Source organism: Cystobacter fuscus, assembly GCF_044360685.1.
Lineage (GTDB): Bacteria > Myxococcota > Myxococcia > Myxococcales > Myxococcaceae > Cystobacter > Cystobacter fuscus_C.
The window spans coordinates 6945970-6961020 of sequence record NZ_CP043491.1; the positions used below are offsets into that span (position 1 = coordinate 6945970).

The 15051-nt window shown below is 67.0% G+C and carries 6 protein-coding genes; 2 read left to right on the plus strand and 4 right to left on the minus strand.

The genetic code is table 11. The features are described 5' to 3' along the window. From F0U63_RS28375 to asnB, 3 genes are read right to left on the minus strand one after another with little or no spacing between them, the layout of a single operon-like run. Positions 1–1767, minus strand: a complete 1767-nt coding sequence (locus F0U63_RS28375) for an acyl-CoA dehydrogenase family protein (RefSeq protein WP_395834386.1) — start codon at positions 1765–1767, stop codon at positions 1–3. A gap of 36 nt (positions 1768–1803) precedes the next feature. Continuing rightward, on the minus strand, positions 1804–3333 hold the full coding sequence (locus F0U63_RS28380) for an amino acid adenylation domain-containing protein (RefSeq protein ID WP_395834389.1): 1530 nt from the start codon (positions 3331–3333) through the stop codon (positions 1804–1806). Between the two features lie 22 nt (positions 3334–3355). Further along, complete coding sequence (asnB, locus tag F0U63_RS28385) at positions 3356–5167, minus strand: asparagine synthase (glutamine-hydrolyzing) (RefSeq protein ID WP_395834391.1); 1812 nt, start codon at positions 5165–5167, stop codon at positions 3356–3358. Positions 5168–6045: 878 nt separating this feature from the next. Here asnB and F0U63_RS28390 point away from each other — a divergent pair. Together F0U63_RS28390 and F0U63_RS28395 are read left to right on the plus strand one after the other, a co-directional pair. Then, the gene (locus F0U63_RS28390; protein WP_395834393.1) at positions 6046–7467 is read left to right on the plus strand and encodes a hypothetical protein; all 1422 of its coding nucleotides are present in this window, start codon (positions 6046–6048) and stop codon (positions 7465–7467) included. A gap of 386 nt (positions 7468–7853) precedes the next feature. Next, positions 7854–9611: a lipoxygenase family protein gene (locus tag F0U63_RS28395; RefSeq protein ID WP_395834395.1), complete on the plus strand. Its 1758-nt coding sequence runs from the start codon at positions 7854–7856 to the stop codon at positions 9609–9611. Here F0U63_RS28395 and F0U63_RS28400 read toward each other — a convergent pair. Beyond that, the gene (locus F0U63_RS28400) at positions 9608–14995 is read right to left on the minus strand and encodes an AAA family ATPase (RefSeq protein WP_395834398.1); all 5388 of its coding nucleotides are present in this window, start codon (positions 14993–14995) and stop codon (positions 9608–9610) included. The two genes, F0U63_RS28395 and F0U63_RS28400, sit on opposite strands and share 4 nt — an antisense overlap. Positions 14996–15051 lie beyond the last annotated feature (56 nt).

The window sequence follows — 15051 nt, forward strand, 5'->3', positions numbered from 1 at the left end:
TCAGCGCCGGGAGCCGGTGGCGGCGTCGGAAGTGAGGTGCTCGAGGGAAGTGCCGCTCAGCCAGGAGGCATTGAGCGATGAGACATGGGCGGGAAGGTCGGCGGAGAGCCGGCGACGCAAATCGGCGATGCGGTGTCCGGCCGATACGCAATACACGTCGGCCAGCTCCTGCCCGCTGTCGTCGCCGGTCGCGGCCATCTTGGAGGCGCGAGCGAGCGTGAGGGACATGACGAGGAGTTCCCGGGCAATGCTGGTGAGCAGGATGAGCGTCCGCTCGCGCTCCATCAGCGAGGCACGGTCTGGGTTGTTGCGCGCCAATTCCAGACAGGTCGCGCCGAACCGATGGACCTCGTCCGCGACCCAGCGGAGATGGCCGAGGTTGCGGCCGGAGAGGACGGCACCGTCGAAATCGCGCCGGACGGGCTCGTTCTTCGCCAGTTCGTCCGCGTGATCGGGCTCGGGGTAGTAGTACGACAGGATCGACATCCGGGCGATCCAGTTGTCGATCTGGAAGTCCACGCCCCCGGAGATCCGCAGGTTGCGCGCGTCGCGCAGGAACCGCTCGACCGGGACCGGCGGCGCGCCCCGCTCTTGTTTACTGTGCGCGGTCTCATAGCCCTCCGCGGCCAGCAGCGACATCGTCCGTTCGACGACATCCCAGCAGAGCAGCGAGCTGACGTTCTTGGCGGCGTTCTGCTCGAAGCGCTGATTGAGCCGCCGATCCTGGTCATCCGGGAGCAGGCACCACTGCGACATCGCCTCGATCGCGAAGGTCTGCGCGAGCGACTCCGCCAGCTGCAGCTGAATCTCCTGGTAGTCCGCCAGCTTCCGGCCGTCGATCTCCCGCCGCAGCACGAAGTCTCGCGCCCATTGCACGCACAGCTTGGCGATCGCCAGCGACGGCGCCGCGATGAGGTGCAGCCGGCCCCGAGCCACCATCTTCGCGGTCTCCGGGGTCACCCGGACCTGGTGCTCGGAGGCGCGCTCCACGAACATCTGGCTCGCCGGGACGAGCACGTTGTCGAAGTTCAGCCAGCCGTTGGGGAAGCCCTTGATCCCCATGTACTCGTGCCACTGTCCGGCGGTCACGCCAGGACTGTCGGTCCGCACGAAGAACATCTGGACCCGCTCCTGGCCGTTTTCGCGGATCGTCGCCGATACGCTGACCAGCTCGGCGACGGGCGCGTGCCCCACGAAGACCTTCTGGCCGTTCAGCAGATAGGCATCCGCCGTTTCGACTCGCGTGGCGGTGGTGGCGCGGCGCTGGTTCGCCGCCCCCTGGGGCTCGCTGTCGGCGCTGGCCGAGAGGCCGCCGCGCGCAACATGCGCGCTCAACAGCTCACGCAGCGGCCCCTCGGGCACGACCGAGAGGAACGCGCTGGCGCCGAGCGCGTTCTCGATCGCGATCGACAGTGCAACCGGCGTGCACCAACTCGCGGCCGCCTGGACGACCCGGAAGGTATTGTAGTGCGAGAGTTCATGCCCGCCGACCTCTCGATTCGCCTGCAGCCGGAAGTAGCCGCGCGTGGCCATCTCCGCGAGGAAGCCCTCGGGGAGCTGGCGGTCGCGGTCGACGGCCGTGGGGTCGATTCGCTCGCGAAGCAGAGCGGTCAACTGCTCGACGAGGCGGTCGCCCTTCGCCCGGTCCTGTGCCTCCTGGACGGGAAAGTCTCGGATCAGGTCCCAGCGAAACCTGCCTTGATAGAGCTCCTCCAGGAAGCTGGGCCGGTTCGGGTCGCTGGAGAAGTTACGGGGTTTCTTGCTCATCGGATTCCTCGGGAATGGCGGCGGGTCTGGGCGGGGCTACTGGCGCTCCGCCAGCGCCCGCCGATCGGTCTTGCCGGACGCGTTGCGCGGCAGCTCCGCCAACTGGACGAATCGTCCGGGCACCATGTGGGCGGGGAGCGTCGCGCGGGCCAGCGCGGTGAGTTCCGGCGTCGAAACGGCGTCGGCGACGTAGAAGGCCGACAACATCCGGCCGCCTATCCGGCTACGGGTACAGACCACCGCCAGGTCCCGGATCCCGGAGGCCTTGCGCAGCGCCGCCTCGACCTCTCCGAGTTCGATCCGGAAGCCGTTGATCTTCACCTGATCGTCGGCTCGACCCGAATAGCAATACACGTTGTTCTTCGTCCGCGTGGCCAGGTCACCACTGCGGTAGAAAACCCTCGGCGGATGGCCCGGGAGCGCCAGCTGGCGGAACCGTTCCGCGGTGAGTTCGGGCCGGTTGAGGTAGCCGACAGCGACTCCATCACCGGCAACCCAGATCTCGCCAATCCCTCCCGGCTCGACGGGGGCGCCACCCTCGTCGAGGACCTGAAGCTCCCAGCCATTCAATGGCTCGCCGAGATCGGTGGCGAATTCGCGGTCATCGCCGGTGGACTCGAGCTCGGCGGGCAGCAGCGGTCGAGTGGTGACGAACACCGTGGTTTCCGTGATGCCGTAGGTGTTGATGAACTCGCAGTCGGCGCGGATGGCTTCCCGCCAGGAGCGGGCGTCGGCCACGTCGATCGACTCGCCACCAAAGATGATGCGGCGCACGGTCACGGGGCGCTGCGCGAGCTGCCGCGCGGCGGCGGTCAGGTAGCGGAAGACCGACGGCACGATGTTCATGACCGTGACCCGCTCCCGTACGAGCAACTCGGCACTGGCGCGCGGCGAGGCGGCGACCTCCGCCGGCACCACCACGAGGGTGGCACCCGTGGCCAATGCTCCCCACATCTCGAAAACCGAAAAGTCGAAGCAGTAGGAGTGAAAGAGCGTCCACACGTCGGTTTCGCCAAACGAGTGCCGCGAGCACACGGCGTTCACCAGCGCCACCACGCTGCGCCTGCGTACCTCCACGCCCTTCGGTACTCCCGTCGAACCCGAGGTGTAGATGACGTAGGCGGCGCTCTCGGGATCGGCCTCGACCCCCGGTGCGGCGGGGACGTCCACGGACCAGTCGACCCGGTCCAGACGAAGCACGCGCGCGACGCCGAGTCCGTCAGGCACCTCCCGGTCGGAGATGACGACTGACAGTCCACTGTCGCTGGCCATGAACTGGAGCCGCTCGAGTGGGTACGCCGGATCGAGCGGCACGTACGTGTGGCCGGTCGAGATGATCGCGAGCACCGCCACCACCACGTCGGCCGTGCGTCCCATGTGTATACCGATGCGGATACCCGGCTTCGGACACAGCTCGCGGATCGCCACCGCGAGCACATCCGCGCGGTGGGCAAGCTCCGCGTAGGTCAAACCGCCGCGCTGGTCACGCACCGCATCCCGGGCGGCAAACCTGGCGGCCTGATCAGAGAACAGCCGGTAGAGGTCACCTGTTGATGTCGTCGACATATTCTATTGCCTTGTGAAGAGACTAGAGATTGACGCGTACACGCAATCGACGAAGCCAGCTGTCGAGTTGGAGGACCATCTCGACGTCAGCCCGGCCGAGCCAGCCGCCGCGGTCGAGCAGGCGTTGGTTCTCGATGACTTCCGCGGCGCGACGAAGGTCAATCAGCGGACGTACGGGAGCAGCCGAGTCATCGAGCAGCATCCGCAGTCGGGTGACGAGCGAGGCTTTGTAATGCGCGTCGTAGGTGATTGGGTAGGGAACCTTGGCCCTCGTGAGCACCGACTGGGGCACCAGGTCCTTGGCAATGGCCCGGAGCAGACTCTTCTCACGTCCGTCGAAGCGCTTCAATTGCCAGGGAACGTTGTACAGATAAGAGAACAGGCGGTGGTCGGCGAACGGGAATCGAACCTGAAGCCCCGCCGCCGCTCCGAGCCGCTCCGAATGATAGACCGCCTGCTCCAACAGGCGCGTCATATGGAGGTAGTCCACCTCCCGCGCCGCACGGTCGACGGCGGGGGAGCCCGCGAGCTGCGGTACCTCCGCCTTGGCCTCGCGATACAGCCGCTCCAGGTAGCCGGCGGCATCCACCGAGCGCAGGAGCGCCTCGTCGAACAGGCCGGTGCCAATTCCGTACTCCATGCCGAAACCGCGGGCTCGCGCGATCCACGGAAACATGGAGGGCTCGCGCATCCCGTCGGTCGCACCGGAGAGGCCGCTGAAGATGGCATCAGCGGCCTCTCCGCTGAGGACCACTGGCGCCAGCTGCGCGACGCGCCGGCTGAAGATGAACGGGGTGATGTTCTTGTCCCCGAAGGGCGACGGATGGTCCTTCGCCGCGAGCACGGACGACAGGATCACTGGATCAGACAGCTCCTGTGGGCGGACCGCGATCTCATGGTGCTCGCAGCCCCACATCCGGACAACCTCTTCGGCGAACGGTCGATCGGGCACCGCGGCCGCCGTGTTGCCGAACATCACCGTGAACGTCCGCGGCGGCGTGCTGGAGTTGTTGGCGATCAGACCCGTCAGCGCGCTGGAGTCCAGACCACCCGAGAGCAGGACCGCGGGCTCGAGGCCGCGCAAATCTCGGCGGATGGCGTCAACCAGCAGCTCACGGACCCGCGTTACGGTGTCCTCGCGGCCGAGGGTGTGGGGGTGGGCCTCCAGCGTCCAGTACCGGCGGTGGAGCTCCCGGTCGCGCGTGAAGCGGACCGTACAACCCGCCGGCACTTCGTACACGCCGCGCAGCGCCCCGCGCCCAGGGCTGCGCAACTGGGTAAGGAGAGCGCACAGCCCATTGTCGTCGATCTCCGGAGTCACCAGGGGGTGCGCCGCCAGGGCCGCGACCTCCGAAGCGAACACGACGCCATGGGGTAGCGGGGCATAGCTCAGCGGCTTGATGCCCAGCCGGTCTCGTCCCAGCAGCAACTCCTCGGTCCGAACGTCCCAGATGGCAAAGGCGAAGTTGCCCTCCAGCCGCTCCACCGCCTCGTGCCCCCACCGCAGGTACGCATGCAGCACAACCTCGGCCACCGACGGTGGCCCTCCCGTACGGGAGCCAGCAGCCGCGGCGGCCCACAGGTCGTCCGCGTTGTGAAGGTACCCATCACAGACCGCCGCAACCATCGCCTGGCCGTTCTGCTCGATCACAGCTGGCTGGGCCGTCCCTACCCAGACGGCATCCGTCCGCTGCCCCAATGCGGCCCGTGGGCTCAGCCACAGTCCCTCGCCGTGACGCCCACGCGTGACGAGCGCCGCCACGAGCTGGGATGCGGTCAGCCCCTCGGACCTCAGATCGCGTTCGCGATCAATCCACCCGGCAATCCCGGACATTACCGCTCCCCTGACATGCCGAGATCGCTCACCAGCGCCTCGACGGGCGCCGTGACGCAAAACCTGGGCTCGAACTTCACGGAATCTTCCATGACTCCCTTTCCGTGGTGGTGTGTGATTGTGGCTGGCTCACGAGCCATGACTGCTGGATGCCCGGCTGGGCATATGTATGGGCTGAATCCGCCGGGGCGAGGTGTGACGCAAAGGCTAAAGGCTATCGAATCTATTCGGACAACTACTGCCCGAGCATGCGCTCGAGCGCTTGGTAACAAGGGCTTGGCCAGGCCGCATCGAAATCGCGCGACTCCGCGAGGGCTCGAAGTGCTTCCGAGACGACAGCCAAGGGAGGGGCCTCATAGTGAAAGAGAGCCAATGAAGTAAAGCAAATCCGTAACCTCGCGAGCTCTTTCGGGGGAGAGCCTGTCATGTGGCCATAGCCAAGAAATCTCTGAGGAAAGCCCCTGCGGGGAGCGTTCGTGTGGGCGAGCAGGAGTGGACTGGCGGCGAATATGCGCAGCCCCTGTATGGGCGAGCTGTAGCGCCTGGCTTAGAATCCTCTCAGGAATCCCGCCGATGCCTGGCTTAGAATCCTCTCAGGAATCCCGCCGATGCCTGGCTTAGAATCCTCTCAGGAATCCCCTTGGCCGGGCAGCGGGAGTCGGCTGAAGAGTTCCTTCTTTCGCCAATAAAAAACAACCCCCCTGATATGAGGCATCCTCTTTTTTCTCTAGGTTTGTATCACTGCTAATACGAGCCGCCTTCGCTCCACCGGGTCCAGTTGCCACCTGGTCCCCGACTTCCTCCCTGCTTCGAGGCGCTCCGCCAGGAGGGCCGAGCCGAATCTTTACGGCATCGAGCCCATGACCGAAGCTGATGGAATGGCGAACTACACTGTCAAGCTCACCAAGCCCCCAAGAGGTCATGAGGTTCCGCCGCTGCTCAAGGACGTCGGCGACTGGATGGGTCAGCAGACCCACGGAACGCTGGGCTGTTTCGATGCGCTCGTGGCCGAGGCCATTCCGAGGGAGTGGAACCCCGAGCAGGCGGACCAGCTCCGCCGCGACGCCTTCGCGTTCCTGAGTCTTCCTGACGGCTCGCTGCTCGCGCTCGTGAACACCGGCGCCAACGCTCCGCACGCGGTGGCGCTGCTCGGTTCGGAGGGCGAGGCGCGGACGGTCGCGAACAGCCTCGAGGAGTTCTTGCTCCTGTGGTCCCGGGGCGAGACGGAGATCCATGAGCTCGACGACGAAGAGGGGGCGTCCGGGCGCAAGGCGCTGGCTTCGTGGCTGAAAGCGAAGAAGGTCAAGGCGCCGAAGGCGAAGTCCTTCGATTTCGCGGCCTGGCTCGACGGAGACGCCGCGCCCCCGCCCGCGGCGGCCGTTGCCGCACACACGTTCGCGCCGACCCCGGTGATGAAGAAGCTCGGTCCGAAGACGCAGCGGCTGGCGTCACTCCTCGGACAGCGCGCGGATGCCCCCGAGGTCATCGCCTACGTGACTGGAGTGCTCGGCAAGAAGGTTCCACCGTCCACCAGCGAGAACAATGACGCGGTGAACGTCGCGGCCACCAGGCACGGCGTCGAACTCGTCCTCTCTCACGACATCCTGAACGAGGCCTATCCGCCGATCCCGAAGACATCCAAGACGTTCATCCCCTATGTCTCCTACGCGTGGGTGAGAGCGGGGATTGGCGAGAATCTCCTGGACGTACCGTGGAAGGCGGCTTCGGAGGCGGAGGTCACGAAGTTGCTCGGCCCGCCCACCGGCCGCCGGGCCGCCTTCACGAACGAGGATGAGCTCACCGTCGCCTACTGGACCTACCCGCTCGACACCGCGGAGCACGTGTGGCTCGAGTTCGAGTTCGAGGAGTTGCTCTCCGTCACCCTCTCCGTGAAGAGCGCGGGCGCGCTCGTGCGGTATCCAGACGTCACGACCGGGCTCTTCGTCGGTTATGCCGTGACACGAGGCCTTCTCGACACCTCGCGATTCCCAGTGCACCGTGCGCTGCTCGCGGCGATCAAGACACGCGAGGCGAAGGGGTCGGAGTTCGTGAAGCAGGCGCTCGTGCGTGGCCTCTGGGATGATCACCTCCGTGATGTGCCGGGGCTGCGCGAGATGGCGTGGCGCTGGTTCCACAACATGAACGGCCTCTGGATAACGGCCGACCTCAAGAAGACGTTCGGAAAGCGCGCGGGCCCGTTCGGTCACGACCAGCCGAAGCTCGATGACGACACGTGGGACGCCGTCGACAAGGCGGCGCCGCTCCTCGACGAGCGCTTCGCGGCGTGGATCGCGAAATAGAAGCGCCCTCCAGCGTCTTGGCCGAGTTGAAGACCTGTACCACGCGACCTTCAATGGGAGTTCCTGGACTTCGTTCACCAGGTTCTCCCTGACCTCGTCCACCACCCCGGCCCTCGCGGCATTCAACAGCAAGCTCTATTGCGTCCACCGCGGGTAGTGACAAAAGAGAAGTCCCCTTCCGGCGGGTCCGCGAAGGTTTGACCCCAACACGCTTCGTGAGGAGCAGCCCGTCGAACGACCGCTATAGACGCCGCCCGCCACAGCCAAGTGGCGGGCGCGCGGTGATAGGATTCACCTCGAGATTGTGAGCCGCATCACAGCCCCCGCGGCGTCTTGCGCATATTCCTTCCCGCTCCACCCCACTTCTCCTCTCTCGTGGTGATTCCATGCCGTTGACCGACCCGAATGGCTCCCTTCCTGATGTGCCTTGCCTGCCCCAGCAGGATTCCAACCCCCAGCAACGGAGCAATGACATCCTGGCCCTCCGGGCTCAGTATGTCTGGGACCACGACTACCTCCCCCCGTTCGCCATGCTGAAGGAGAAGATCTCCGAGAATCCAACGGACCAGGAGATCGCGGTCGGGTGGACCTTCCAACTCCCCGCTCCGGAGTGGCCTGGCGAGAAGTACCTGACAGAGCGGGCGGCGGTGGGGGCGGAGCTGGCGAAGGCCGCGACGCAGGCCGCGGCGTTCATCGCGAAGAACTCCACCTTCAGCTCGTTCGACGATTACGTGAAGCTCTTCGAGGGCTTCCCGCAGCAGCCCGAGTGCTTGCCCTATTGGGAGGACGATCGCTACTTCGCCTGGCAGCGGGTCGCGGGCCTCAACCCGGTTGCCTTGCGCAAGCTCGAGAAGATTCCCGCGAAGCTCGCCGTGGACGATGCCCGCCTCGCTGGTGTGCTCCCCGAGGGACAGACCCTCGCGGGCCTGGCCGCCGCGGGCAGGCTGTTCCTGTGTGACTACGCCATCCTGGAGGGAGTGACCCTGCAGTCCACCCAGGGGCTCGCCAAATACATCGTGCCAGCGATCGGGCTGTTCTTCAGCGATGACCAGGGAAGACCGCGGGCCGCTGCGATCCAACTGGGGCAGCAGCCGGTCGCCACGAACGTCTATACGCCCAAGGACGGCGAAGCGTGGCGCATGGCGAAGATGATGTTCCAGACCGCGGACGTGAACGTCCATGAGATGGGCCCGCACCTGTGCGGCACCCACTTCGCCCTCGAGGGGGTGGTCGTCGCCTTGGCCCGCACGCTGTCGGTGCGCCATCCGTTGGCCGTGCTGCTCAAGCCGCATCTGCGCTACGTGGTGTTCAACAACCTGCAGGGGCGCGAGAAGCTGATCAACACGACGGGCGTCGCGACGAAGCTGCTCGCCGGAGGCGTGCCGGGCGACAAGCAACTGCTCGCGCGCAGCTACTCGGGCCATCCGCAGGCCCACGTCGAGCCGTGGTCCATCGAGGCCTGGGATCACCCGCGCGAGTTGCGTTCCCGTGGTTTCGACAAGGACTCGGCGCTCGCGGAGTACCCGTTCCGCGACGACGGGATGCTCCTGTGGGAGGCGATTGGCACCTTCGTCTCCCAGTACGTCGATGTGTACTACGTGAGCGACGCCGCGGTCGCGGGCGACACGGAACTCCAGGACTGGATGGCGGAGCTGACCTCGGCGGCGGGAGCCCACCTGAAGGGCGCGCCGGACCGGCTCGGCTCGCGTGAGCAGCTCGCCCAGCTGCTTCAGCGCATCATCTGGGCGAGCGGCCCGCTGCACTCGGCGTTGAACTACCCGCAGTACGGGCAGCTCGCCTTCGCTCCGAACATGACTCCCGCCATGTACGGGCCCCCGCTCTCCAACGCGACCGGGCAAAGCGCCACGTTGCTGGACACCTACATGTTGCGCGGCCTCATGCCGCCGCCTTCGGTCGCGTTGATGCAGCTCAGCGCCATGTACACGATGGCCACCTACCACTTCGACCAGCTCGGCCAATACCAACCGGGAGACTTCACGGACCCGCGGGTGAATGGCTTCATTGGCCGGTTCCAGGACACGCTCAAGCAGGCCGGGTCGCAGATCGCGCTGCGCAATACCCAGCGCCCCTGGGCCTACCAGTACCTGGTGCCCTCGCAGGTCCTGAACTCGACCAGCATCTAGTGCTGGCCCCAGGTGGTGGCGCTCGCGCGCTTCGGCAGCGCCACCACGAACTCCGTGCCCTCGCCCTCCTCGGAGGTGAAGGTCATCGTCCCGCCATGGCCCTGGACGACGATGTCGTGGCTGATGGACAGGCCGAGCCCGGTCCCCTGTCCGGGCGGCTTGGTGGTGAAGAAGGGGGTGAAGATCCTCCCCTTCGCCTGCGCCGGGATGCCGCCGCCGTTGTCGCGGACGCGGATTTCGAACCGGTCCCCCAGGTCCCGCGTCGTCACCTCGAGCAGCGGAGTGAAGCCGTGGCCCACCTCACGGCCGCGGGCCACGAGGGCATAGAGGGCGTTGTGGGTGAGGTTGAGGATGACGCGCCCGAGGTCCTCGGAAGCGACCATGGCCATCCCCAGGGACTCGTCGAAGCCGGTGTGCAGCGCGCTGGAGGGGATGGAATGGGCGCTGTTCGCCCGATGGCTCGTCAGCGCGAGGTGCACGTACTCGCGGACGAGCTCGTTGACGTTCGCCTCCCGGATCGTCCCGGGACCCGTGCGCGCGTGCTCGAGCATCGCCTGGACGATGCGGTCCGCGCGGGTGCCGTGCTCGTGAATCTTCGTGGCGTTGTGCTCCAGATCCCCGAGGAGCTGCTCCACCGCGGCGGAATCCACCGCGCGGTCCCGGGGGTGGAGCTCCTCGCGCAGCTCGGAGACGAGCGACACGGTGAGCTCGGCGAAGTTGTTCACGAAGTTGAGCGGGTTCTTGATTTCGTGCGCGATGCCCGAGGTGAGGCTGCCGAGCGACGCGAGCTTTTCCTGGAGGACGAGCTGCTTCTGGGTCTGCTGGAGGCGCTGGAGCGTCTCGGACAGCTCGCGCGTGCGCTCCTTCACCCGCGTGTCGAGCGTGTCGTAGAGCTTGGCGTTCTCCAGGGAGATGGCGGCCTGCGCGGCGAGCAGCGAGAGCACCTGGCAGTGGTCGGGCGTGAAGGCGTTCGCGAGCAGCTCGTTCTCCAGGTAGAGCAGGCCCACGCGCTTCTTCTGGTGGAGGATGGGCATGCACAGCACGGACTTGTGGCGGTGCGCCACGACGTAGGGGTCCGACTGGAAGGCCTCGGCCTTCGACGCATCGCCGAGCACCAGCACCTCGTGCGTGCGCTCCACATAGCGCAGGATGGCGCGCGAGAACTCGACCGGGAGCTGCTCCAGGCTCTCGTGGAGCGTGACGGCGCTGGCATCGCCTTGGGGTGAGCCCCGCGCCACGGCGATGAGCGGCCGCTCGCCCTCGAGCACGAGCAGCCCCGAGCGGGCTCCGGCGTTCTCGACGACGAGGCGCACCAGCTTCTTGAGCAGCTCGGGGAGGACCACCTCCCCGGAGATGGCCTGCGAGGCCTTGAGGACGCTCGCCAGGTCCAGGGCCCGCGACGCGTGGGAGCCCTCGGAGGTGGTGGTCCTGCTCACGGAGGTGCGCAACACGTGCCCCTCCCCTCCCAGGGCCGCCACCCGCAGCTCCGGGAAGGCCTCGTCGAGCTCCCGCACCTTCGCCTCGGCCCCCCACAGGTGGTAGAGGTGGCGCGCCTTGGCGAGGAAGAGCCGCGCGACCTCCCCTTCCCCGCGCTGGCGCAGGAAGGCGGCGAAGAGCTCCGTCGCGAGCGCCTCGTCGTTGCGGTACTCGTGCTCCCGGGCGAGCGCGATGGCCCGGTAGTATTCCGTCCGGGCCTGCTCCGTCCGGCCCAGCACACGGTGGCGCTCCGCCTCCATCAACGCGTGCTTCGCCCCGTAGTTCATCGGCGCGTGCCCGGCCCACCCCTTCATCTTCTCCACGCTCTCGTTGATGCGCTCCATCGCGCGCTCCCGCACCCCGGGAGCCATCCCATCGTGGAGCGCCAGGCGCGCGAGCGTGCCGAAGAAGTGGAAGCTGGGAACCATGGTGCTCGCCACGACCGCTCCCATGTAGGGCTCGGCCCTCACGGCGTTCTCGAGCGCCTCGGCATGGCGTCCAAAGAGGACGCACAGCTCGAGCTTGTGGATGAAGAGCAGGGCGAGCCCGAAGGCATCGCCCCGCTCGAGGTGGACCGGCAGCATCTTGCTCTCGTCGTACGCGGCGCCGATGAGCAGGCTGGGCTGCCCGGACAGGCCCCTCAGGTTCTGCATGACCTGATGCAGGATCTGCAGGTACTGGAGCGCGCTCGCCTGTTTGATCTGCGCGAGGGACTCGGCCCGGCTGGTGGTGCTCCGATCCAGCTCCGCGAGCTCCTGTCCAACGAAGAGGGCATGGATGGCCTGGCCCTCCACGCTCCACCCGGCGAATTCGAGATCCCCGACCTCCAATCCCGTCTGGTAGATGGCCTGGAGGCCGGAGAGGGAGTCCCGCACGTGCTCCTTCCAGTGCTGGATGAACTGGAACCAGACGTAGCGTGTGCGCGCGCTGTACTCCCGGGCCTCGTAGCGTTCGAGCAGCCGCAATGCCAGCCTCCCGCACGCATAGGCGGAGTCGAAATCGCCCGGCACGGCCGCGAGGACATGGCCGTACGCGGCATAGCCATAGACCAACACCCCCGTGTTGCCGTGCTCGACCGCGATCTCGATCTGCCGGAGCACGGCGATGGGCCAGAGCATCGGATCCGTGGCGTACATGAGGGAGGCACTGATGGCGAAGATGCGTGACGCCGCGAGCATCACGGGATTCGTCATCAGGGGCAGATCGATGAGCGCCTCGATGCTGCGCTCTCCGAGGAGCGCCTTGTTCCTGGCGAGGGCGGCCTGTACATCCTCGGGGGTCGGTTGCGTCGGCAGCGTGATGCCGAGCAGGGCCAGGCTCCGGCGCGCGGCCAGGACCGCGTCCTTGAACCGGTTCTGGACGATAGAGGCCTCGATCTTCACCTCGTAGACCCGGACCTGATCGATTGTGCCGCGGGCATGCTCCAGCACCTCGGCGGCGTGGTGCTCCATGCGCTGGAAGTCCGTGCACAGGAAGCACGCCTCCACCGCGTGGGTGTGGAGCCGGAGTGCCTGCTCGTAACACCGCGTCCAGCACTCCGGGCCCAGCAGCGACAGCCCCATCTCCAGGTAGCCCAGCGCGGCCACATGCGCGGCGGAGGACTGCGCCTTGCGCCCGGCCAGGAGGTTGAGCGCCGCCACCTCATCCCGCTCCGCCTGCCCGGTGAGCAGCTCCGCGGCCTGGTTGAGGTGCCCCACGATGGTGAAGATCTCCGCGTCCCGCTCCTCGGCGGTGAGCGCCGAGCACATCATGCGGCCGATGCGCAGGTGGACCTCCCGCCGCGCGTCCTCCGGGATGAGCGAGTAGGCCGCTTGCTGCACGCGGTCATGCAGGAAGCGGTAGGCGACCCTCACGCCCGCTCCAGACGCCTCGTCGTGGACGAGGAAGGCCGCGGCGGCGGAGCGATCCTCGATGAACTTGTAGGCGTCCCCCAGGGGCAGGAGCAGCCCCTCGCGCAGCGCCGCCCAGAGCGAGTCCGCCGTCTGCTGGGCAGAGCGCTCATCGACGATGGCGAGCGTCTTCAAATCGAAGGTATTGCCGATACACGCCGCCAAACAGAGGGTGCGCTGCGTGTCTTCTGGCAGCTTCTGGATCTTCGTGGCCATCAGCGCCACGACGTTGTCCGTCATGGGCGTGTGGACGATCCGGTCCATGTCCCACGCCCACCCGCCGGCCTGGGCGTCGAAGCGGATCATCCCCTCCTGATGGAGCGAGAGCAGGAACTGCCCCAGGAAGAAAGGGTTGCCCTCCGTCTTGCGCAGGCACAGCTCCGCCAGCGGCTCGACCTCCGCGGGGGGGCGGCCCAGTGCATCGACGAGCACCTCGAGGCAGTGCTCTCGCCCCAGCGCGCCGAGGGTGATGGTGCTCACGGGGGTACCCGCCTTGCGCATCTGCGCGAGCGCTGGAAGGAGCGGGTGCGACGCGTCCACCTCGTTGTCGCGATAGGCGCCGATCACGAGCAGGTGCCGTGTCCCCGGTTCGGTCAGCAATCGCTCGAGCAGCTCGAGCGACGGCTGGTCGGCCCACTGCAGGTCATCGAGGAAAACCACCAGCGGGTGCTCCGGCCCGGCGAAGGTCCGGACGAAGCCCTCCATGACCAGGTGGAAGCGGTTGCGCTCCTCGGAAGGAGACGACAACTCGGGGGCCCGCGGCTGGGGCCCGAGGATGAACGCGACCTCGGGAATGACGTCGACGATGACCGAGGCGTTCGGGCCCAGCGCTCCGAGGAGCTTCTCCTTCCAGTGCGCCAGCCGCTCCGTGGGCTCGGCCAGGAGCTGCCGCATGAGCTCCTGGAACGCCTGGAGGAGGGAGGCATAGGGGATGTCCCGGTTGAACTGATCGAACTTGCCGGAAACGAAGTAGCCCCGGCGCTTCACGATGGGCTTGTGGACCTCGTGGACGAGCGCGCTCTTGCCAATGCCCGAGTAGCCGGCGACGAGCATCAGCTCCGCCCTTGCCTGGGACGCCCTGTCGAAGGTCGCGAGCAACTCCTCGAGCTCCCGCTGGCGGCCGTAGAGCTTCTGCGAGAGCTGCAGGCGCTCGGGCACGTCTCCGCGCCCCAGCTCGAAGGGGGCGACACCGCCGGTGGCCTGGAAGTCCTGGAGACAGCGCCGGAGATCCCGGGCCAGCGCGAAGGCGCTCTGGTAGCGGTCTTCCGCCCGCTTCGACAGCAGGCGCATCACGATGGAGGAGACGACAGGAGGCAGGCCCGGCACCAGCTCGTGAGGAGGCACCGGCACACGTGCGATGTGACAGTGGACGAGCTCCATCGGATCGTCCGCCGTGAAGGGGAGCTGCCCGGTGAGCAGCTCGTACAGGGTGACCCCGAGCGAGTAGAGGTCGGTGCGGTAGTCGATGGCCCGGTTCATGCGGCCCGTCGCTTCCGGAGACATGTAGGGAAGCGTTCCCTCGAACACCCCGGGACCGAAGACGGCCGGGGTCTCGCGCAGCAGCTCCGTCGCGATGCCGAAGTCGATGAGCTTGAGCACGTCGGTGCTCGGATTCCAGACGATGTTGGAGGGGGTGATGTCCTTGTGGATGACCTGACGCTGGTGGACATGACCCAGGATGTCCGCCAGCCGCGCGGCCATGCCCAGCAAGCGGGGGAGCGCCATGGGACCCTGGTGGAGCCGGGTGAGCGACTCACCCCCAAAGTCCTCCAGGAGGATGGCCACGCTCGTGCCGAAGCGCTCCAGTCCGAGCACCTCGATGACACCCTCCATGGCGAGGGCTCGCGTCAGCCGGTACTCGCGGTGAAGACGGGCGACCTGCTCGGTGCTGGGGAACTCCGCGTTGAGCACCTTCACGATGACCGGCCGAGCATCCGCGGTGCGCGTCGCGCGGTAGATGATCGACTTCGCACTGGTGAACAGCGTCTCCCGGATGGAATAGCCCGCGATTGGATTCATGGCTGTTGGCAGGATGGTACCTGCTTCGCTTGGAGACGAGCACGCTCCTGGCGCCC